Here is a 21929-nt window from a genome sequence, read left to right as displayed (position 1 = left end):
TAGTACAGGCCGTATTTGTTCAAAAAATACAGTGCCGCCAGGATGCCAATGATGGCAAGAATGGTCATTGTCCGGTTCATGCTGACCTCTCTTTGGAAAGTGCCCATCTATCCTAGCACTTGGCACTTGCTGGCTAAAAGGGTCAACGTTCAAGCAACCCGCGCACCATACCCATCCCACATGGCAAGGGGTACTGCCCGCTGACTCCAAAATCTCATACTCCCTTACGTAAATGCAGGATGCATTGACTGAAAAATCATCTACACCTGAGCCCACTTGGCTTGGTGCTGATCTTTAAGGAGTATTCCATGAGACTTTTAGCTTCCATCACTTTAGTGGCTGCCATAGGGTTGACGGCCTGCAGCACTGCGCCCGCCAGCAAACCGCCCATGGCGCAGGCCTCACCAGCCACAGTCATGAACGGCAAGCTCGTTGGACCCAACCAGATGACCCTCTATGTCTTTGACCGAGATACGGCTGGCAGTGGCAAAAGCGTATGCAATGGCGGGTGTGCCACCAACTGGCCACCATTGATGGCCCCTGCTGGAGCAGCACCCATTGGCAACTGGAGCGTTATCACGCGTGACGACGGCAACAAGCAATGGGCCTACCAAGGCAAACCTCTTTACTACTGGGTCAAAGACAGCAAACCCGGAGACATCACTGGGGATGGTGTCGGCAACGTCTGGCGTGTCGCCAAGCCGTAATCGTGATTAGCAAAGGCTGAACCTGATACCGTGGACGACGTGCTGAGTCACAAGCTGGGCATCAGCACTAAGCGCTACTGCTACGAACTACAAAAATTCTGTTGCGTTGTAGGCAGAAAAATCTGCACAGCAACCCAAAGAGAAGCCGCATAAAAGCAGCTGAACCGCTCAACTCAGAGTAAAAAAACAGCCCCGCGTATTCCTACAAGGGGCTGTAATCTTTGATGGGCCCAGCGAGATTCGAGCTCGCGAACAACGGATTAAAAGCCCACATCACAATCAAGCACCCATGCGGGTTTGCATCGTTGAGTGGGAATATTTCAAGTTTTAGATCCAAAGCCACATGCGCCCTCTAGGAACTTATTGCCACAAGAGCTGCCGCCCTTGTCAGCCCCATCACAGGCACCTTTGACGGCAACACACGCACCGCTTGCGACACACCGCCAAGTCTGTGCAAAGTCAGGCTGCAAGGCACTGATGCAGCTGAACGCAAACAGCGCTTAAGCAAGCGGGCAAACCAAGCTCTCTGGGCTGAATCAAATGGATCACGCCGAGACGAGCTGGCCTGCTGGCTCATCGGCAACCGGGGCACTCACCACTTTGTTGCGGCCTGTTTTTTTGGCTAAATACAGCAAGGCATCTGCTTGATTGATCGCTGATTGCAGTTGCTGCGCCGATTCAATCACCACCACGCCAAAGCTGGCGGTCAGCTTTTGGCCCATAGCAAGCCGCACCTCGGCAAACTGCTCACGCATGCGCTCAGCCGCCACACAGGCACATTGCAGGCTGTCGCAATTGAGCAGCACAACGAACTCTTCTCCTCCCAGCCTCACAACAAGGTCCGTATGCCGAGTATTGCGCAACAGCACCTTGGCCACAGACCTGAGCACCTCATCACCCGCAGCATGCCCCAAGGTGTCATTGATCTGCTTGAAGTGGTCCACATCGCAGATCAGCAAGGCCCACAAGCCATTTCTGGAGCGCTGAATGCGCACCGGTGCCTGTTCAAAAAAAGCACGCCGATTCAAAAGATAGGTCAACGAATCAAGGTCACGCTCTTTCTTCAGCGTAAGCAAAACTTCCCTGAAGGTCACCACCAGCAAGACACCAATGAACCAAAGGCTCAACAGCAAATTGGCCGCCAGCATCAGCAGCCACATTGGTGACTGCGTAAGCTCCACCGATGGCCCCTGTTCAATAGCTATAGCTATGACGAGTGGCCGAATCAACGAATAGGCCACAAAGCACAAGTACGAGCCTCGCAATATGCGTTCAAACAAGTCCGCGGACTTTTGGCCTCTGTACACAGCCGCTGCACCCAGCAGCACCAGCAATGCCATTGCAATGTTGAGTATCAGCATTCTCACGTGGAGATCGTCAACCACCTGAGAAAAGTAATACAGCCCCACTAAAGCTACCAAGCTGATCAGTAGCGCAATTTTCGGATAGGCACTGCCCCCCGATCTCTGTGCCATCCCCTGTGCAATGGCCCACAGGCCAAACAGGTAAAAGCACCCTAACACCACAGAAGTCTGAGCCAACTGCTGGTTGGTCTGCATACTCTGCACCGCAATGGCAAACGCTGGCAAGATGTAAGCAGCGGCCAGCCAGATCAAATACTTGTGCCTTCTCAATACAGCCCAGCAACCGACCAAAGCAGCACCCAATAAGACGCCGCACAAAGGTACGACGAGAGCGAAATACTGATTGGCTTGCAATGAGGCTCCGAAGTGAGAAAAAAGTAGTCTGGACGAAGTACTCTGCAGTCTGTTCACTGCAAGTTGGCTCAATTTTTAAGCGAGTTTATTATTAAAAGCCCCCTGCCAGCTTGCACCGGCAGGGGGCTTGCATTGAGCGCCAGCCGTTTTAGAACGGCACGCGCAGGCCCAGTCGCAGGCTGCCCACGTAGGCACTGCTCTGGTCAATGTTGGTGGTGTACTCCACCCCCAGCTCTACACCGCTGCGCAGCAGCAGGCGGCCACCCAGGCCCACGGTCCAGCGGCCTGTGTCCATGGCGCGGCCACGCAGTGTGTAGGCAGGGCCTTGGGCTGCAAGGTCTGCGTAGGCCAGACCTGCTTCGTTTTGCTCATCAAAGCTGCGTGCATATTCCACGCGCACCTGCGGCATGATGTGGCCCCAGCGCACAGCCACCTTGCCCTCTGCACGCGCACCCAGCACGGCCTTGTGCGAGCGTGCGGTCTGGTCAAAGTACTTCAGAGCATGCATTGCAGGGCCGTCTTCGGTGTAGGCATCCAGCTTGGCTTGGCTAAATTCAAGACGTGCATAGGGCGACCACATCCAGTCGGTGCGGTAAAACTCCAAGCCCGTGGCAATGGAGCCAAACAGTTGCTTGCCGTCACGGCTGCCCGTGGCCATGTCGCCCGTAGCCGTGATGTAGCGCTGCGAGTCAAAGCTCAGCACGCCATAGCCCAGCAGGGCATCTACAAACACGCCTTGCATGGGGCGCATGCTGGCGTAGGCCACGGCCACGGTGCTGTCCGCATTGCTGCGTGTGCCCTTGTTGCCCACGCGGCTGCGGTCCGTGCTGATACCCAGGCCCGTGCCCACGGTAATCCAGCTGTTTACGCGGTAGTCCACACCCGCGCTGATGCCGTTGGTAGTGAAGCGGTAGCGGTCATCGGCGCTGCCTGTGCGCTCGCGGCCATAGCTGATAGCACCGTTGACCCAGAAGGCCCAAGGGCTGCGCGCCTGCTCAGTGGTGGCACCCGGCAAATCGGGCAGATCAGTGGCTGCAGGCTGGGCCTGCGCTACACGCTGGGCCTTCAGCCCCACGGTGCGCATGCCGCTGCGCAAAGGGTTGCCGCTGATCACCTGATCTGCCACACCATTGCCATTGCCGCTGCGGGCCATCTTGCGCGTATCGTCTGTTGCCAGCGACAGGCCAAAGCTGGAGCGCCCCCAGCCACCGCCGTGCAGGCTTTCCAGTCGCTGGGTAAAGTTGGTGACCTGTGCCGTGGTAAAGCGCTGTGCAGCGCTGGCTTGTGCAGTGGCAAGGCCAGCCACTTCGGCATCTTGTGCCACATCAGCACGTGCACCCACAGTGATGGTGACAGTTGCTGGCGCAGACGTTGTGGTTGCATTCGACAGCGTATAGCTGGCAACCGCCACGCCTGCAAAGCTTGCTGCAGGCACAAAACGCACGCTATAGGCACCTACACCTCCTGCGATGGTTGCCACACCCGCGTTGGAAGGTATCAAAGACACCACTGTTGCTGCTGTGAATGGGCCACCTGTTGCGCCTGCCACCACATCAACCAGCGCTTCTGCACCAGCAGCCACAGATACGGTCTTGTTAGGTGCGCTAACAGACGAAGCGCTATCATCATTGAAAATGATTCCCACGCCTTGGGCCCTGGCAATCATGGCGCTAACCGGGTTACTCAGACTAACAAAAAACGTCTCATCTGGCTCCACCGTCGTATCGCCGTTGACCTGAACAGTTACCGTCTGCGTGGTCTGCCCTGGGGTAAAAGTCAATGTACCACTGGTAGCTGTGTAATCTGATGGCGCTGTAGCAGTGCCATTAATCGTCGCGTAATTCACTGTCACCGTAGAAGCAGAAACTGGAGTCAGTGTCACGTTGAAAATGAACGCTGTGGTACCTGCATTACCTTCAGCACGCGACACGTCGTTGATAGATAACGAGGGAAGCGGTGCCAATGTGCTCGGAGTCACACTGTTCGAAGCCGCAGATGCAATACCAGTACCCGCCGAATTGGTGGCGGTGACCGTAAACGTATAGGGCACTCCATTGGTCAGCCCTGTCACAGTGATAGGACTGCTAGATCCCGTGACGCTGGCCCCGCCGGGGCTAGCAGTTACGGTATAGCCACCAGCAATAATGGCAGCACCACCACTGGAGGCAGGTGCTGTGAAAGTGACCGTAGCCTGTGTATCACCTGCGGTGGCGACTCCAACCACGGGTGCACCAGGCACGACTGCGTTCACTGTGAAGGTCTGTGGCACATAGGGGGCCTGCGCATAAGTTGTATTCCCCGCCTGATCTGCCTCAATCGTACAAGAGCCCGCAGTTACAAACGTTAATACACCACTTGAAGTGATCGTACAAACGCCTGTTGTGCTGGATGTAAAGGTGGGGGTAAGGCCAGAGCTACTTGTTGCCGTCAACGTAGGGGTAGTGCCGAAGTTCTGGGCGCCTGGGTTGACAAAGGTGATGGTTTGCGTTTGTTGCGCGGCTGAATAAGTAAACTGATCAGCCACGCTGGTCGCACTGGTGCCGCCTGCAGTTGTGACACGGATGTCTACCGTGCCAGCGGCACCTGCTGGCGACGTTGCAATGATCTGCGTAGAGCTATTGACCATAAAGCCAGTCGCCGCAGTCGCCCCAAAAGTAACCGCTGTTGCGCCACTCAACCCTGTGCCAGTAATAGTGACTGTAGTTCCACCAGTGGATGGCCCGTAGCTGGGTGTAACACTAGAAACCACAGGTGTAGCACCAGCAGCCACCGTGCCGGCATAGGAGTACGAACGCGAGTAAGGGCCCACGCCGGTACTGCTGTCAGTGGCGGTGACCGTAAAGCTGTATGACCCAGCCGTCGTCGGCGTGCCCGACAGCGTGCCGTTGGCGGCCAAACTCAGGCCCGTCGGCAAGCTGCCTTCCGTGATGTCATAGGTATACGGGGCCGTGCCACCGCTGGCATTGATGGCCTGGCTGTAGGCAATACCGGCCGTGATCGCTGATATGGTCGTCGTCGTGATGTTGATGGTTGGCGCCGATACCGTAATTGTGTAGGCGTGAGAACCAACAGTAGACACCGCGTCCGTGGCGCGTACGGTAAAGTTGAAGGTGCCGCCGGCTGTCGGCGTGCCCGAAAGGGTGCCTGCTGAGGAAAGGCTCATGCCCGCTGGCAGACTGCCTGCGGTAACCGCGTAGGTGTAGGGTGCCGTGCCACCCGTCGCACTCAGGGATGTTGCCGAGTACGCTTGCGCTACCGTAGCATTCGGCAAGCTGGCGGGCGTAATGCTGATGGCGGACGTAATAGTGACGTTGTAGACGATAGGCTCGCCATACTCATCCTTAATGGTAAAGGTGTCGCTGGTCGCGCTAAGAACAATATTTCGGTACCGCACAGCATTCGTGCTCATTGAATCTTCCAGCGTGCCATAGAGTGGCGCCACCAGGGTTCCTGTAAGGCCGAATTCCGAGCATCCGCCGGTAACATAATAATCTTCGTAATACTCCCCCCCTGCCACCACGCTGATGTTGCGCGGGCTAGGGCAGGCACTAGCAGCAGAGGCCTGCGAGCTACTTAGAGCCAGAAGCAATAACATGAGCGCGGGTACAGCGCCTCGAAGCACAGTTAAACGGCATTTTCGCCATAACACGAACATTGCTTGGCAGCAAAACAAAACCATTGCTGCTATCAAACTCTGAACATGAAGTAGCAGTGATAAATCTGAGCACGCAAAGTGTGAAACCTGCCCTTGATGTGCAGGAATTTCGATAGTTTTTGTCATATGGTCCTAATGCAAAACCAAGAACAAGGCTTCACAACACAGGGGTGAACGTTTAAAGGCAAGGCAACTGAGGCCGACCCGAAACGAGGGAACCTGTAATGCTAGTTATCAAGTGAATCTTTGTGTATCACTGATTTCAGGTATTTTTCGATGAAACTTCTCGCAAATCGCGTTAGCAACCAAGGGCAAACCCTTTAATCCCGGGCTATGCCACCCAACAGCTCACGATCAACTACCGACTGTCCTTGTAGCAGTACTATCTGCGCGTTTCGCCGCTCGACCAATCCGACAAGCTCATCAACCACGCCCGCACCCTCAGAAGCAAGGGTAGCGAGTCGTTGATGTTGATCTGCAAGATCTCGGCAGGCACCGGCGTCACTGGCAGCTTGGGCGTGCTGGGTGGCGGTGGTGCGTAGGTTGTGCTGCAGGCTTGCAATGCGGGCAGCATCAGCAGTGCGGCCAGCTTCCAGCAGTTGGATTTTTTGGGTGTATGCATGGGTGTTTTCCTGTTGCCCTGCGGAGTGCCGCAGGAGTCCTGCGGATTTAATTTCTGTAGCAGCTTGCGATAGCTGCGCTTGGGTGAGTGCCTGTTTAGATTGCTGATCATTTCGCAGGGCAATGGCTGCACCTGCGCGCAGGCTCTGCACCCACCATGCGCCGCTGCCACCCAGGCCGATGCCTGCGGCCAGTGCGATAGCTACGGTTCTCATGCCAAGCCCCCTTCACACATCTGGCGCTCTGCCGCACGCCGCTGAACCAGGCCGGGTAGCTGCTTGCCGTCGGCGTACGTCCAGCGGCTGAGTTCTGCGCACGCGCCCTGCACATCGCCCGCATTGGCTTTGCGCACCAGCGTTGATTTGCAAAATGCGCCCTCGCCCTCCCCCACGTTGAAGCCAAAGCTGAAAAGGCGGCGCGCTGCCATCAGCCACAATGGGCTTGCGGCCAAGGGCCTTCGCCAATGACGCTCGACCAACGGAAGCCAGCTCTGACAACATCAACATCAACATCAACACTGTGGATGTGTACTCAATGGCAACCATCAGCTTTGCGCGCTGAGGCGTGTGGTACGGGCATGGAATGACAAAAGCTATGACCTGAGAAACCCAAAGCTCCTCACCCAGAAATCCGCCACAGGTCGTAATGAGCCTTGAAACCATCCTTCATCAGGGCAAGTACGATTTGAGTAAAAGCTCAGGCCTGAATTTGACTGATCGTTCAAAAAACAACTACAATACATGAGTTGACCAAAGTCAAACCCCTGTCAATTCTTAATGAATACTGAAAAAACCAATCAACCTGGCCGCCCAAGACAGTTTGATGATGAAGGGGTTATTGATGCCGCCGTGGCGGTTTTTAGCGTCAATGGCTATGCCGGCACCTCAGCCCAGAATTTATGCGAAAGCACAGGATTAGGCAGAGGCAGTTTGTACAACGCTTTTGGTAGCAAGCAGGCCTTATACGAACAAGCTTTGCTGCGCAGCCACGAGCAAACCATGTCGGCGCAATTAGGAATTCTCAGGCAGTGCGGATTAGTAAAGGATCGGTTGCGATCTCTTTTACTATGGGGAATTTCGGAAGATCTCTCTCAATCGGAACAGCATGCCGCCATGGTTTTGTTTTCTGCATTGGAGATGGGCAGCAAAGATCAGGCAGTTGCCAGCCTGAATCTGGAATATCGACAGCGCTTAGAAAAAACACTATTTACAGTGTTCACCGAAGGCCAAAAAAATGGCGAACTCAGCACCAAAGCCTCTGCCACAGTGATGGCCAGGGGGTTTTTGGCTGGCTATTACGGTTTGCGCGTGCTAAGTAAAAATATTTCAGATAGAGATACTCTTGAAGATGTCGTCAATGGCATCTTGATTAATTTCTAAAAATATTTCAATCGAAATTTTTTATTAAATATTTTTGTAACGATCGTTAAAATAAAAAGGATGTGGTACGGGTATGCCGTTAGCAGTGTATATTTTGGGGCTGGCAATTTTTTCAATTGGCACAGCAGAGTTAATGGTGGCCGGCATGACGTCTACTTTATCTGAGGCCTTCGGCATCACAGTGGGTGAGGTGGGGCATTTAATATCATATTATGCATTTGGTGTAATGCTAGGTGGTCCAGTATTAACCTACTTCTTTTTAAAGTTTAAGGTACCATATCGCAAAGTATTGCTTTTACTATTAACTTTATATGTCGTCGCACAAGGCTTAAGTGCCTTTGTCTCTAGCTATTCGGTTTTAGTTTTTATTCGTATTTTTACTGGCGTTCTGTGCGCTGGCTGCTTAAGTCTTTCGCTGGCAACAAGCATGGCAATGGTTTCACCCGAAAAACGTCCTCGTGCAGCATCAGTAGTTATTGGTGGCTTCATGATATCCAACGTGTTTGGCGTACCACTTGCAACCATCATTGACCAACGATGGGGCTGGCAAATAACTTTTGGTTTAGTTGCTGTTTTGGTTTTTATCTGTCTACTTGCTTTAAAACGTCTATTACCAACCATCACCAGTAGTGGTGGGGAATTAAAGATGGAAGATGAGTTAAAAGCGTTTAAAAACGCAGCCTACTGGAAAGCATGTTTGACCAGTTGCCTTATCCTCGGCGCCAGTTTTGCTGCATTTAGTTATTTCGTACCAGTCCTGGTTGATGTAACTGGGTTCAGCATGAAAGATATACCATTTATTCTTATGATTTTTGGTTTATCCAATATCGTGGGAAATATGATAACTGGGCGCTTAGCACATGCACATAGCTTAGCAATTATGGTAGTTGGTTTAACGATTCTTAGCGCCTCATTGCTAGTTATGGCATTGTTTGCCGAGTACAAATCTATTGCGATTATCTCTATAATATTGATAGGCTTGACCGGCGTTCCCATGAACCCCGCAATGATGGCAAGAATTGTCAGTGTGGCGCATCCTGGCCCAATGGTTAACTCCGTACACACTTCAATTATTAATATTGGTCTTGGTGGTGGCTCCTATCTGGGTGGGGTAGCAATAGTTTCAGGTTATGGCTTGAGTTCTCCAATGTGGATTGGGTTCATACTGGCCATACTAGCGCTCGCCTCAATTACGCCATACTTGAGACGCAATAAGCAGGGATGGGATTAAAAGTTAATGCAGCCTAGCGTACGAGTGCAAGACTGAATTGCAAATCAAAGCCCGCCTCGTGCGGGCTTTGTTGAGCACTAAATATTTGGCTCATCCACGGGTTCTCCTGGCAGCTCTACTGGCGGTGCATCGCTGGGGGGATCAATTGGCTCAGGCTTGGGCTCCTGCTCTTTGCGGGGTTCTTTGTGGTTCAGTTGCATGGCGGCACCTCCTGGGCAAGTTGTAGCCCAAACTCATAGAAGCATCTGTCAGATGCAACCACTACGCTCAACTTGATGCATATTTTTAATGCGTCCTTGGCAGTACCAACCGCGAACGACCTAAGGCAAGCATTCCGCTCCACAGCGTGCGGCAAGGTGGCAAGGTGGCAAGGTGCTCCCGCTCTGGGCACCACGGCATTGACTGGACGCTTGCCCCTGCGCTTTTCACAAGCTGCTTTCGGTGCGGCTCCATAAGGCCTCCCGTCAAGCTAGGGACTCCGCGCAGCGTCCCGCCATCTCCTGTTGCCAAAGTGCTTACACGATCAAAGGCTGAGGCAAACCGGGTTGCCAACAACAGTGAAGCCCACAGCGCAAGTGGCATTGCCCTCTGCACGACAGTAGAGAGAAAGTCCAAGCGCCTTTGCGGCAGGGGTTGCGGAACTGCAGTCAGAAAGGCAAGCCGACGGCTTTATAGCGCTTCACCCCTGCCAACAAAGCCAGATCTACGCAGACAGCATTTGGTTCGAACCTCAACCCACTGACCTCCTCACTCAAGCCTGCTCACTGACAGTGTTTACTTGCTTGTCCAATGGTGGTTGCTATGTCTTGCACCGACACCTTTTTCAAAGGTGATGACATGTTCAACACTCCGGTTCGTGAGCTCCACCAGCCTGCAAAGACCTACAACCGGCCTGCCTTACCCCTGCCCCCCGCATGCATTGAAAAAAGCCACAGGGATTGAGAACAGGCGGCAGTTCTTTCCCAGGCACCTGGAATGGGCCAAAACGCAGCGCACTTTCCCGCTGCCAACAGACTTGACACAGCCACCCAGCGAAGAAAGTACAAAAACCTGATTGAACTTTTGCCAATCGACTCTATCTATCAACAGCAAGCGCAAGCTTTACAAGTTTCAAGCCGGGCTACGGGCACCTCCTCCCTCCCTCTTATGCAATCCCATAGCACGCCGCAAGGCACCGGCCTTTTATTCCAAACCCACCACCTGGTGGGTTTTTTTTCGCCTAAGGAATTGAAATAGCAGCCAGAAAGCTGCTGGCGGGCAACATCACTCACCCACCTCCACCTCGGCGCCGCAGTAAGCACCTCTCAGTTTTACATTTTTTTGTTTCAGTTTGATACAAAATGGTCGATAAACTGAAAGTAACTGGATAAGCACAAGGAGACATCAATGAGGCTATGCATCATCAAAGTGGCAGGGGCGTACTACACGGCTCTGTTCCCCAGCACTTTCGCTGCGCTGGAAGATGCCATGAAACGTTTCCCCAGAGCCGCAGCCATTAGCGTTCAGGCTGCTCGGCACTAAGCACACGCCAAGCTACTAACTCAGCCCCGACACCCTAAGCCCGCCACTGTGCGGGCTTTTTTGCGCTCATACACAGAAGCCACGTCATGCACCGGGTTCCCCACGTTTGACTCTTGCAGCAGCAAACAAGCACATGCGCTTAACCAGCCAAACCCTCAAGGAGCCTCAAGCTTACGCCCTGCACCCGGACGGGAACCGCCACGTGGCATGTCCGACATCACTTTTTGAATGTTTGATTTCTTTGATTTCTGCACCCAGAAATAAAACAAACAGGGGGGATTTTTTTGCGCATGCGGTACAGGGCGGTCTAGAGGAGCAAGCCCTACAGACTTTGGCCCCCGCCTGCGTCTTTCCGGTAATGGCAATGCTGCTCATCTATGATGAAGTTCAGCGAACCACGGAGGATGTAATGCACTACGCAATATTCGACACTGGCCCTGGACTTCTGCAGTGGATGGATGAAGCCAACGGCCCAAAGGCCGCAATCAAAGCTTTGTACGCAGAAAACTCCGAGTTTGTGAAAAGCGATCAGGATGCCAGCGAACCGTTCATCACCGTCTATGCACTCCAAGAAGCGGAGGTCGCAAAGATTGATGGCTTACTCACTAAAGGCGAGCACATCTTTCAAGACTTCAAGGATGAGGGCCTAGAGTTCAGCCTGGCTCAAATACGCCAGATCATTAGCTCATAAGCCCTACATCGCCTCTTCGCGCTGCTTGTTTCGTGCGTGGTGAGTAGCGAGATAACGGCTGCCAATTGCTTCGGTGCCAGAACAACTTCTGCTCACCGCGGTGTGGAATCTTGTGGTCTACCATTGTGCCGACCTCTACCCTAGCTTCTGCATCGCACATCACGCACAGTGGATGCTCATGAAGAAAGTCTAGCCCGGCTTGCTGCCACTTGTAGCCGTAGCTACGCTGGGTGCTGGTCATTCCCTCTGTGCGCCAACTTCCAGCCTGCATCGTTGGCACGCGCCTGGTTTTAAGCACCAGCAATCTAGGCTTAAGTGTTGGCAGCCTTGCCGGATGAGTTGCCATGACTGGGCCGTAAATGGAAAAACCACCATAAGGTGGCTAAGCATTGAGATTGGTGGCTGCTTTTATGTTGAAAGTCCGACAAGCGGTAGGTTACCCCTTACGGCGATGTACCCCTTCAACGCACAACGCACCGCGCATACCCAAGATAAGGTGGAACCATCCCAGGATTTGACCTGGCTACTAGGAGTTCACATGCCCATTTTGCTCTGGCTACTCGGCGTACCCATTTCGGTTGTTTTGCTACTGATGCTATTTGGTGTTTTTTGACCTACAGCACTCCAAAAAGACTCGCATTTCGTTGAATCAATGCGAGTTTTTTTGTTTGATCTGAGCTCCAAACCTCCAGCACAGCAGCTTCATTTGCGGCCTTTGGCTTGCGACCAGCATCGGATGTCCAGCACCTGCACTCCACGCTGAGAGTCTGCAGCTTTACCTTACTCATCCTTCAGCAGGCGTTGTTGCATAAATCGCTGTGCCGCTAGCCTACGGCTTGCGGCATGAGTTCTCCCAACAAACCTCGCTACCGAACCACAAACTGGAAAAGCAGTACAACGCAGCCCTCAAGGCCCGTGAATCACTGTCAATTTGGTTGGACAACGCATGGCCTGCTTTGCCGCTACCAGCGGCAAAGCCGGGCGAAGCCCGAGGTTCTCTGATGCTGCCATCCAGTTTTGTTTGACCCTTAAAAACTTGTTTGGCTTGCCGCTCAGGCAAACCACAAGCTTGGTGGAGTCGATACTGCAACTGCGCGACCGTTTTGATGCAGCCAGAGACGCGGCAGGAATTCCAAAGGCGTAGTTTCAGTTCCGAGATCTGCGAGCCACTGCCAAGACCGCCCTTGCTGAAGCCGTTGGAATCCGCGAAGCCCAGACACTGCTGGGGCATACCACTGAGAGGATGACTGCCCATTAGCTGCGGCACAAGATCGGGCAAAAGGTGAAGCTACTCAGGTGAATTGCAGAACAGCGGGGCTTATTCAGTGAGCCGGATTGCTTTACTATTGGGAGCAAGAAAAAGCCCCGTGTATTGCTACACGGGGCTGTAATCTTTGGTGGGCCCTGCGAGATTCGCACTCGCGACCAGCGGATTAAAAGCGGCGTGCGGACTGTACGCGATCACGCTTTACCTATAAGAATGCAAGCGCGCAATACGCATGTAGCGCACGATATGCGTGCCGCAAGTCAAAAATCCCCGCAAAGATTTCTACTCTCCCATGAAATGCCCTGGTGCGGTTCTGGCTAAGGTTGCCCCAAGCATGGCGCATACGCAAACCCAGTCATGCGGCAGGTGCAACGGCTAAAGGCCTGTGCCTGCGCGTACACAGCAGCGCTGTAGCTGATGATGTCGGCACAAGCATCACGGCTTTGCCCTTCAGTAGTCCTGCTCAGCACTGCGAGCAGGCTGCAAACGCCGGGCCTTTTTTACCCGTACTGTTGGCGCTTTACTTGGATCCACTAGAACCGTCTTAACGTGCCAGTTCGGATCTAGTTCATAGTCATCATCTGAAGTTGTATGACTGTCGATGTCTTGCAATGGTGTTTGCGGTGTTCCGGTGTAGGTAACAGGTTGGGATGGGATGTGCATATTTGCCTCCGGTCTAGGCAGATCGGGAGCGACCAACCTGTACAGACAGTACGCCGTTTTGAACTTAAAAACCGTTTTAACTCAATCTCTTACATCCTTGGCGCAGGCGTACGCATCAAATCCCAGATGAGGAAAACTCTTCACGCCTGCATATGACAGCGGATTTACACAAAAAAGGCGATTGGCAGGAGTAAAGAATTTCGGCCATGTTTTACATGTATGTACGCCAAAAAATAACCGTTCATCAGGAAATGCCGGATTCATGAACTTAGTTATGTGGCTTTAACGCATCACATATATAGACTGAGCTTTCTAAAACTGCCGCGATCTTGATTCACATGTGAAGGTGTATTGCTCATGGCTGGTTTGTAACCCCTGCGGGTTCTTGTCAGAAAGCAGGCTTTGCTTGCGAAGGACTCACCATGGCTGTGAACAATGTCCAGACCTACTTGCTAGTAGCGCCAGCAGTCATCGTGATGTTGAGTGCAGCACTTTTTATTGTCTGGCGTTTAAAACGCGATCAACGCTACCTGTTGTGGATGGGTTGTGCGCTGGCATGTATGGGGTCAGCACTGATATTTCAGACAACTCTTGATCAAATTCAGGTCGCTACGTGGAGTGTGCTTACAGGACTGGGTTATTTGTGCGGTGCATGGTTTGGAGCCTTGGCTATGGGCTCCATATATAGCGTCTCATCACACCCTCGTCTAGGCGCAGCGATTGGTTTGACGGCGTTGGTCATGCTTGGGTACTTCAGCCTGATTAAAGACGATATTGTTGCTAGCGTTCATGTGCTGAGCATGGCTCTGGGGCTGATACAAGTGCTTCCAGCACCTGCAATTTTGCGCCAACTACGAAAGCACGAACATCTAGAAATTGCTTTGTACTCAGCCTATTTGCTGTTTTGTTTTTACACCCTTTCAAGGCCCGCTATCGTCCACGCGATTGGCTATGCTGAACTCAATAACTATGTGTACTCCCAATATTGGATTGTGACAACAATGAGTTCCATGGCCTTCAGCTTGTTTTTCACTTTCTTGCTATTAGGCTGCGCTGTAAAAGGAGCCGTGAACAAGTTGAGCGATGAACGAGATCATGATCCGCTGACAGGGTTACTAAATCGACGCTCATTTAATGAGGCTGCTGAGTCTTTGATCAGAGACCGGCGTTTACAGCCTATTTCTCTGCTTGTTGGCGACATAGATCATTTTAAAAGCATCAATGACAGCTGGGGACATGAGTGCGGCGACATGGTTTTACAAAATGTCTCGCTGGTGATGATGAACAACGTGCGAAATAAAGATTTAGTGGCGCGTTTCGGAGGAGAAGAGTTTGTACTTTTACTTGTAAACTCAGATATAGAACGCGCAAAACAGGTCGCAGCTCGCATTCGTGAACAGGTCAGTGCAAACGCCGCTGGATTACCAGCCGGCAAGCCGTTAACAATCAGCTTTGGAGTTACCGTTTTAAAGTTTGAAGGAAACTTGCAGGAATCACTCGGTCAAGGTGACAAACTTTTGTACAAAGCCAAAGATTCTGGCCGTAACTGTGTATGCATTGATCCTGATGTTGGATTTCTTGCCATCGCATAGCTAAAAGCAAAGCCTCTTAAATAAATATTTCTCAGATCTTTTTTCTTTTATTTTTAATTTTCAAAAAAATCCATCAACCCTAAATCAGTTAAAAACTCAAAAATATAAAAACCCGCTATGCGCGGGTTCCGTTACTACATTCCAAACTGGTAAACGAATCAGTTACCTGAAAGAGGAGCAAGCGTTAGCTGGGTTGCTTTGGCTTGTTGTCCTGTTCCTTGTTTGGGGTCTGCCCTGGCTGCGGCTTGTTTGGGGCTGATTGCTCAGCCTGGCCGGGTTTTTGGCTAGGGTTGTTTTGGCCTGGTTGGTTAGATTGTGTCATTGCAATTTCTCCTGAGAGTTAGTGGAAGACCAAATCGGCTTCCACGTCTTCACAATGAGGCTTAATGCATACCTGCGTTGTATGAATACGTAAGTAACAGCCTTGAATGGAAAGTGGATAAAAGGCCCTCAGTTCAAGCGGCATAAGTCAAAAGACCTTCGCAAGCAATAATTTTGCTTCAATACGTGAAATTTTAATTTGGCATTTGTTATTTTTTGCAACTATTTTCTTGATCTTCTTTTTTTGATCTATCGTCAATAGATCGGTGCGCGAAATCATTGCATTGATGAAAGGTTGACTTATGGAATACAAAACCCACAAAGACATGCTAACGCAAGCACGCATAAATAAGCTCAAGTCTGAAGGTTCACAAATACTTTTGTCCATCATGATAGACAAGTCACCAGAGCATATGAGGCTTTGTTTGATTGATGCAAAATTAAATCGACTCTCTGCAGGTTTTTCTTTCCGTGCTCGCTGAGAGCAGCGTTAACAGGTTAATTTTTTAATGCCAAAGCCCGCAATATGCGGGCTTTTTATTTGTCGTGAAAAGTAAAGGGGTTGTTAGCTGACGTTCATCTGGCTGGATAGACCGCGTTCTAAACCAGTACAAGCAGTTAAAACAAATATCCATAAGCCAATCAAGCTTTGGGAATTTGCCTAAGGAGCAGCCATGACAACCGACCACAATCCGAACTTTAGCGAAAGAAAAACAGACCCTGATATTGATGAACAGGCATTGCCTGGTCATGGGGTTCCGTCGCAGGACCCAGATCCGAATGCTCAACTTGGTATGTCACCCAGTGAAACACGTCGAGAGAAGTCTTCCACGTTTGTCATCGGCGGCGCTCTGGTCGGCCTGGCTGCAGGAGCGGTGATTGGTGCTGCAGTGTCAGGCCCGATGGGTGTCCTTGTGGGTGCAACACTAGGCTCAATTGCCGGTGCACTCGGCGGCAGCGCAGCAGGCTTGAGCAATGCATCAGCAGCTTTTGATCTAGAAGGCGCAGTGGATTCCTCAATCAAAAAGAAATAATTCAAACTACCGCCTAACTGCTCTGCGCTGAACTGGATCACAGCGATTCATCTTGGTAGTTTTTTGTTTTCCCGTATGTTTTATGAAGATCAATTCACTGGCCACGCTGCCCTGCAGACTCTTGCCGCCAGCCATTTAAAAACCCCTGCCAGCTTGTACCGGCAGGGGTTTGCTTTCTCAGCATGCGCAGCGCTTAGAAGGCCCAGCGCACCTTCACGCTGGCCGACTGGTCACGGCTGCCGCTGCCGTACTCGCCGTTGTAGCCCAGCACCAGGGCCGAGTAACGGCTCAGCGCCATCTCAGCCTGCAGACCCACCAGCGCCGTGTTGCGCGCCAGCGGAGCGCCAGCCACGGTAAAGCTGCTGGAGCCTTCAAACGCCATGGTGCGGTTCTGGCTCAGCTTGCCCCAGGCATGGCGCACGCCCAAGGTGCCACGCACGCGGGTGTCTTTGCCAGCCAGCACAAAGTCACTGTGCGCACGCACGCCCAGCGTGGTGCTGGCCAGTGTGTCGCGGCTCGATTGGCTGCTCAGTGCCGCAAAGCCACCGCTTTCCTTGAAGCTGTCCGAGCGCTGCTCACCCAGCGTGATGCCCACAAATGGTTCAAACCCTTGCTTGTCGTACTGGCCCATGGCGTAGCCCACTTCGGCAAACAACTGCGCTGTGTGGGCGCTGTAGTCAGCTTTGAGGTTCTGGTTCAGCGTGGCCACGCTGCGTTCAGACTCAATGCTGTGCTTGGTGTACGCCAGCCCCCCCATCACGTTGATGCGGTTGGCGCCATGGCTAAAGCCCTTGCCGGTGTACACCGCTGCGCTGTAGCTGCTGATGTCGGCCGATGCATCACGGCTGCTCACCTTGGCGTCGGCACTGGTGTAGCCCACCGAGCCACCGACACGCCAGCCGCTGCTGCCCACTTCTTCGTCAGCACCCAGGAACAGTCCCGTGGTGTTTTGCTTCACACCGGGGGTGTTGCTGTTGCCATCCATCTTTTGCCAGTGGCCCACCACCTCTACCCATGCAGGCAGGGCTTTGGACGATGGCAAGGCCGAGGCTGGCAGCGGCCCATCCGACTGGGCAATCGGTGCGCCTGCACGCAGGCCTGCGGTCAGGTTGTTGCGCAAGTGCTGCTGGCTGATGTTGGGCGCTTGCGCGCTCAGCATGTTCACGCTGCTAGCAACGGTGGAGTGCGTATCGCCTGAGAGACTGCTGAACACCGCCGCAGGCGTGCCGGCAGGCAAGGTCTCGATGTGCTGGTACAGGGGGTGGCTGCTGGGCAAGCTTTCGAGGGCGTTGGCAGTGGCGCCCTGATTGGACGTGTTCGCCAGATCGGCAAAGTGCATTTGCCCACCGTTATTGCCACCACTGCTTTTACGCTTGAGCTCCAAATCGACTTGGTTGGCAATTGAGTAATCCAGCTTCGCATCCAGATAGGCAAAGCTGGATTTGGCAGCACCAAAAGTGCCGTTGATCACGCCTGCCGTCAAAATCGTGTACTTCTTGCCCACTTGGAAGTCAGTCGCAGCATTCGACTCATGGCCCACATGCAGCACGCTGCCAGCCAGATTGGCCGTGCCTGTTACATCAATGCGGCTGCTGACTCCCGAGTCAGGATCTGCATGGAAACGGTAGGTGGAACCATTCTTGAATGTCAAATCTCCGCCCACTGCCAATGCGGTGCCGCTGGCCACCTCCAAAGCTGCGCCGGCGTTCACAGTGACATTGCCTGCACCTAATGCGCTGTTGTTGGCCGCCACCAGCGTGCCACCATTGAGCACAGTGCCACCGGTGTAGCCATTGGCAGCATTGAGCACCAGGGTACCTTTGTCGTATTTACCCAGAGTGCCGACGCCATTAAGCGCCACACCAATGGTTGCGGTGGTATTCAGATCTACACGCACCGTGGCGTTACCCAGCGAGCCGTTAACCAGATTTAGCGAACCCGCCGCGCCGTTTTGCAGGGCGTAGCCATCGGTGACGAACTGCATGCCGGTGACGGTTTGCGCGCCGTCGACTGTGACCGTACCCGCCGCACCCTGGAACACTGCAAAGCTGTTGGTCCATGCTTGGTTCGTGGTGCCGTTGACATCGGTCCAGTTGGTGGTGCCGGTGCCCCAGGTGCCGCTGCCGCCCTCAACCGAACCGTTGGCCATCAATTGGTTGCCATCCCAAAACTGGACAGTGACACCCGGTGCTGTGACTAACAGGTTGATCTGATTGGCCAAGGCGGTTTGCAAAGTCAGATCGCCCGGAGTGACGTTGCCCGGCAGGGAGCCAAACAACATTCCGTTGTCAGTCAGGCCGCCGGTGTAATTAATCAGCCGATACACGCCACTGCCAAAACCACCGATGTCGCTGACGTTGAGGGTGCCGTCAAGGGTCAGGTTGCCGCCAACGCTGACCAACGCATTGCCGCCACCTGACACCGGTGTGCCGAGGCCGACGTCGAAGTTTGAATTGCCGTTGAACACCAGCGACTTCACTGACAAAGTGCTGCCAGTGGCACCTACCAGATGACCGCCATCAGCCACCGTCACCGCTCCACCTAGCGTGCCGCTGCCGCCCAGCTTGGCACCGCTGTTGACCTGCACAGCGCCATTGGCCAGTGAACCATTCACCAGCAAGGTACCTGCATTGACGGTTGTGGGGCCAGAATAAGTATGGGCCCCAGTCAGCGTCGTAACCCCGGCCGACCTAAACACGGTACCGCCGGTACCCGACATGGTCGTGCCAAAGGTGTAGCTGGGATTCGACTGGTTAAAGTTAACCACACCATTGTTGGTAATGTCTGCCAACCCCGTAATGCTTCCAGCAATTGCAGCACCTGGGGTGGCATTGCCAATATTCAGTGCGCTGCCGGCATTAATGATGAAGCTGTTGTTACCCAGAAATTGCAAATTGCCTGACAAATTCAGCGTACCGCTGCCGCCGGCACCGCCTGTACCACCGACACCACCGGCACCACCGGCACCCCCAGGGTTACTAGGACCTGGTGAATAAATAGGAAGTCCAGTCACTGGATTCATGCCACCAAAGATCGGCGTTCCCGGAGTACTCTCTCCAGGACTGCCAGCACTACCAGTGCTACCCGCGCTGCCAGTACTACCGCCCAGCGTCAAGACGGCTGTATCAGCCACAGTGACCGTGCCACCAATTGCAATATTCAGTGTGCCACTACCGCCTGTGCCACCTTTTCCGCCAGCACCACCAGCACCTCCGGGCATAGCAACGGGATAAGTACCACCCGTACCACCCGTTCCGCCTGTACCGCCTGTACCGCCTGTACCGCCGACAATCCAGCTGCCCGCGTCTAAATTCACCGTTCCCAGCACATTCAAAACGCCAGCTGTGCCAGTAGCGCCCGGAACCACTGGTATACCTGTGCTACCTGTATTACCCACCACCCCCGTATCGCCCACACCACCAATCCATGCATCGCTGCTGGCTGCATACGGACGTGTCTCCCATAGGGCAACGGTCTCGTCGCCTGTCACCGGAGTGAGCGACGCGCTATGCCCCAGTACCGGACATGCCAAAGCGCAAGCCATCACCAACGGAATGACTGCAAATACAGTGCGGTCACTCTCGCTCACGGTGGTGTTGGCACAACTTGTGGTGCCACTTGCCTTGCTGCCCGCGCGAGCGTTTTCAGGGGCGGCAACCCAGCAGCCCAAGGTGGCGTTCCAGATAGATCTGTAAATGTGGTTCATACAGCAAGCGCTTGCGTTAGTAATTGGTGGTTTTAAATTGCATCCTGATAGATTTACTCAATCAAAAATACAAAAAGCTACGCAGCGTAACAAAAACTCACATTACCTGTCTATCACTGAAATCAGTTATTTTTGTTGCTTTACAAGCATCACTGGCCAAGCTGCTCGGCAGACTCTTGCATCAAGCGCATGTCCATCACCCTTTGCTGCCAGTTCTGTGTATCACTGGCTAGACTGTCCGAGTAGCTGGTTGGCGGTTGCGGCGTACTCTCTGACGGCGGCGGCGGAAGCTGTGGCAATCCGTTTGTCGGCTTCACTGAGTTGCTCGCGCAGCCTGCCAACATTGCGAGTGGCAACAGCAGCAGCGCCAGCAAGGCGCGCTTGTTCTTGAATGGATGCATTGAGTGCCCCTTGGTAGTTGGTATCGATGGCCTGGGCCACCGCAAAAGCGCCCGCATCGCGCGCGGCCAGCTCCTGGGTGTGGACCAGCTGGATTTACGCAATGTCTTGGCCCAGCCGCCAGCCGTTGACTGCCCAGCCCGCACCAAAGATCAAAGCCGCACCCGCTGCGGCTGCAATGGTTTGCACCTTCATGCCAAGCCCCCTTCACACATCTGGCGCTCTGCAGCACGGCGTTGCACCAGGCCGGGCAGCTGCTTGCCGCCGGCATAGGTCCAGCGGCTGAGTTCTGCGCACGCGCCTTGCACATCGCCCGCATTGGCTTTGCGCACGAGGGTGGATCTGCAGAATGCCCCCTCCCCCACATTGAAAGCAAAGCTGAGAAAGGCGGCACGCTGGCCGTCGGTGAGCGGCTGGCTGATGCAGCCCAGCGCGTTGGCGTGCGGCACCAGATCCTGATAGAGCATGTCCTGGCACTGCTGGCGCGTGAAGGTCTGGCCCATGCGCAGCTCTGGGCCTGTGTACCCCGTGCATGCGGTGATGCCGATGGGGTCATCGGTATGAGCGAGTGAATCGCACCATGCTGGCCAAGCCCGAATACAGCCCACGCAGCGCGTGGCTCACCCAGTACTGCACGCCCTCTGGCAGCTTGGTTTGCGGAGTGGCAAAGCCTTTACCCTTGGTCAGCTTGGTGCTCGTATAGGCCAGTGCGCTCTGACCTGGCCCACTCTGGCCGGAGACGCCATACAGCGCATCGCCTTCAGGGGACTGAAACTCTGAAGGCTGCGCCTCCAGCCCCTCCTTGATCTGCAAATCAGACCGGGAGAGGTGTTCGTTCTTGCCAAGAAAAGTTGAGAACTTTTTAGAGCTGGTGGCCATAGACAGGGAGTGTTCCCGTCTATGGCGCTTTGACCTCACCCTATGCTGGGCGCAAAAGAAAAGCCCTCAAAAGAGGGCCTGCTATCACTGCAATGGGGTCACCCTTGCGGCCACTCTTGATCACCTTCGTCAAAAAAAGCCGGCGGCAGCGTGACTTCACCACCATCCAGGCCTCGAATTCTTGCGGCAATGTCTACAGGAATGGGCGCATCAAAGGAAACCAGATAGCCATAAATGAGATCGTCATCGCCAGCCATCTCCTCCACACTGGGCTCCAGAGAGATGTACTCTTCATAAGTGATGCCCAGAAAGTTCGCCACTTTCTGATCGTTTTCACGGTCCATCTGCTCTTCCAGTTGCCCATTGCTCATGACGGCTCCTTAGATGCAAGGTTGTGGAAAATAAATCCTAGCAGAACAGTATTTCAGCTATCAACCCACCCGTAGAGCATTGTTTCAAAAGACTTCCGTATGAACTTCATTCAAACTGCCGTCGCGCTCACCTGCCTAGTAATGATTGGCTGCACGACCAGCACCAGCGCGCCA

The 21929-nt window shown here is 53.6% G+C and carries 18 protein-coding genes and 1 pseudogene; 9 read left to right on the top strand and 10 right to left on the bottom strand.

Annotated elements, in window-relative coordinates:
- Window positions 1–308: 308 nt before the first annotated feature.
- Window positions 309–707: a hypothetical protein gene (locus IB213_RS09935; protein WP_191723936.1), complete on the top strand. Its 399-nt coding sequence runs from the start codon at window positions 309–311 to the stop codon at window positions 705–707.
- A gap of 545 nt (window positions 708–1252) precedes the next feature.
- On the opposite strand, the gene IB213_RS09930 is transcribed toward IB213_RS09935, so the two are convergent.
- From IB213_RS09930 to IB213_RS09915, 4 genes are all read right to left on the bottom strand, one after another.
- Entirely contained in the window at window positions 1253–2323 is a 1071-nt protein-coding gene (locus IB213_RS09930) for a diguanylate cyclase (RefSeq protein ID WP_192406198.1), read from the bottom strand.
- 250 nt (window positions 2324–2573) lie between these two features.
- Window positions 2574–5834: an autotransporter domain-containing protein gene (locus IB213_RS09925; RefSeq protein WP_192406195.1), complete on the bottom strand. Its 3261-nt coding sequence runs from the start codon at window positions 5832–5834 to the stop codon at window positions 2574–2576.
- 628 nt (window positions 5835–6462) lie between these two features.
- Window positions 6463–6702 (bottom strand): hypothetical protein, encoded by a 240-nt coding sequence (locus tag IB213_RS09920; protein ID WP_192406186.1) that lies wholly within the window; start codon window positions 6700–6702, stop codon window positions 6463–6465.
- 210 nt (window positions 6703–6912) lie between these two features.
- Entirely contained in the window at window positions 6913–7152 is a 240-nt protein-coding gene (locus IB213_RS09915) for a lysozyme (protein ID WP_370551208.1), read from the bottom strand.
- Window positions 7153–7477: 325 nt separating this feature from the next.
- Here IB213_RS09915 and IB213_RS09910 point away from each other — a divergent pair, with 325 nt between their 5' ends.
- On the top strand, window positions 7478–8080 hold the full coding sequence (locus IB213_RS09910; protein ID WP_191723934.1) for a TetR/AcrR family transcriptional regulator: 603 nt from the start codon (window positions 7478–7480) through the stop codon (window positions 8078–8080).
- A 73-nt stretch (window positions 8081–8153) separates the two neighbouring features.
- Window positions 8154–9311 (top strand): MFS transporter, encoded by a 1158-nt coding sequence (locus IB213_RS09905; protein ID WP_192406183.1) that lies wholly within the window; start codon window positions 8154–8156, stop codon window positions 9309–9311.
- A gap of 77 nt (window positions 9312–9388) precedes the next feature.
- On the opposite strand, the gene IB213_RS18235 is transcribed toward IB213_RS09905, so the two are convergent.
- Window positions 9389–9511 carry a hypothetical protein gene (locus tag IB213_RS18235; RefSeq protein ID WP_255501862.1) on the bottom strand — a complete coding sequence of 41 codons (123 nt, stop codon included), beginning with the start codon at window positions 9509–9511 and terminating at the stop codon, window positions 9389–9391.
- Between the two features lie 1186 nt (window positions 9512–10697).
- Between IB213_RS18235 and IB213_RS18230 the strand changes: the two genes are divergently transcribed.
- The 6 genes and pseudogenes from IB213_RS18230 (at window position 10698) to IB213_RS09880 (ending at window position 16400) form a co-directional block, all read left to right on the top strand.
- Window positions 10698–10832: a hypothetical protein gene (locus tag IB213_RS18230; RefSeq protein ID WP_255501861.1), complete on the top strand. Its 135-nt coding sequence runs from the start codon at window positions 10698–10700 to the stop codon at window positions 10830–10832.
- Between the two features lie 133 nt (window positions 10833–10965).
- Entirely contained in the window at window positions 10966–11523 is a 558-nt protein-coding gene (locus IB213_RS09900) for a hypothetical protein (protein WP_192406180.1), read from the top strand.
- 843 nt (window positions 11524–12366) lie between these two features.
- A pseudogene (locus IB213_RS09895) lies at window positions 12367–12616 on the top strand (transposase); the annotation flags it as partial.
- A 1259-nt stretch (window positions 12617–13875) separates the two neighbouring features.
- Entirely contained in the window at window positions 13876–15045 is a 1170-nt protein-coding gene (locus tag IB213_RS09890; protein WP_192406178.1) for a diguanylate cyclase, read from the top strand.
- Between the two features lie 623 nt (window positions 15046–15668).
- The gene (locus IB213_RS09885; protein WP_192406175.1) at window positions 15669–15848 is read left to right on the top strand and encodes a hypothetical protein; all 180 of its coding nucleotides are present in this window, start codon (window positions 15669–15671) and stop codon (window positions 15846–15848) included.
- Window positions 15849–16040: 192 nt separating this feature from the next.
- Complete coding sequence (locus IB213_RS09880; RefSeq protein WP_192406173.1) at window positions 16041–16400, top strand: bacteriocin; 360 nt, start codon at window positions 16041–16043, stop codon at window positions 16398–16400.
- A gap of 193 nt (window positions 16401–16593) precedes the next feature.
- On the opposite strand, the gene IB213_RS09875 is transcribed toward IB213_RS09880, so the two are convergent.
- From IB213_RS09875 to IB213_RS09860, 5 genes are all read right to left on the bottom strand, one after another.
- Window positions 16594–20106 (bottom strand): autotransporter domain-containing protein, encoded by a 3513-nt coding sequence (locus IB213_RS09875; RefSeq protein WP_192406168.1) that lies wholly within the window; start codon window positions 20104–20106, stop codon window positions 16594–16596.
- A gap of 222 nt (window positions 20107–20328) precedes the next feature.
- Window positions 20329–20547 carry a hypothetical protein gene (locus tag IB213_RS09870; RefSeq protein WP_192406164.1) on the bottom strand — a complete coding sequence of 73 codons (219 nt, stop codon included), beginning with the start codon at window positions 20545–20547 and terminating at the stop codon, window positions 20329–20331.
- Window positions 20548–20696: 149 nt separating this feature from the next.
- Complete coding sequence (locus tag IB213_RS09865) at window positions 20697–21008, bottom strand: lysozyme (RefSeq protein ID WP_370551207.1); 312 nt, start codon at window positions 21006–21008, stop codon at window positions 20697–20699.
- 49 nt (window positions 21009–21057) lie between these two features.
- A complete protein-coding gene (locus IB213_RS18395; protein WP_370551206.1) occupies window positions 21058–21384 on the bottom strand; it encodes a hypothetical protein in 327 nt (108 codons plus the stop codon).
- A 98-nt stretch (window positions 21385–21482) separates the two neighbouring features.
- Window positions 21483–21755: a hypothetical protein gene (locus IB213_RS09860; protein ID WP_192406163.1), complete on the bottom strand. Its 273-nt coding sequence runs from the start codon at window positions 21753–21755 to the stop codon at window positions 21483–21485.
- Between the last annotated feature and the right edge of the window lie 174 nt (window positions 21756–21929).

The sequence above is a fragment of the Comamonas sp. CMM02 genome, assembly GCF_014851485.1.
Taxonomy (GTDB): domain Bacteria; phylum Pseudomonadota; class Gammaproteobacteria; order Burkholderiales; family Burkholderiaceae_C; genus Comamonas; species Comamonas avium.
The sequence above is the reverse complement of the archived record's forward strand: the minus strand, read 5'-3'. Positions and strand labels throughout refer to the sequence as shown.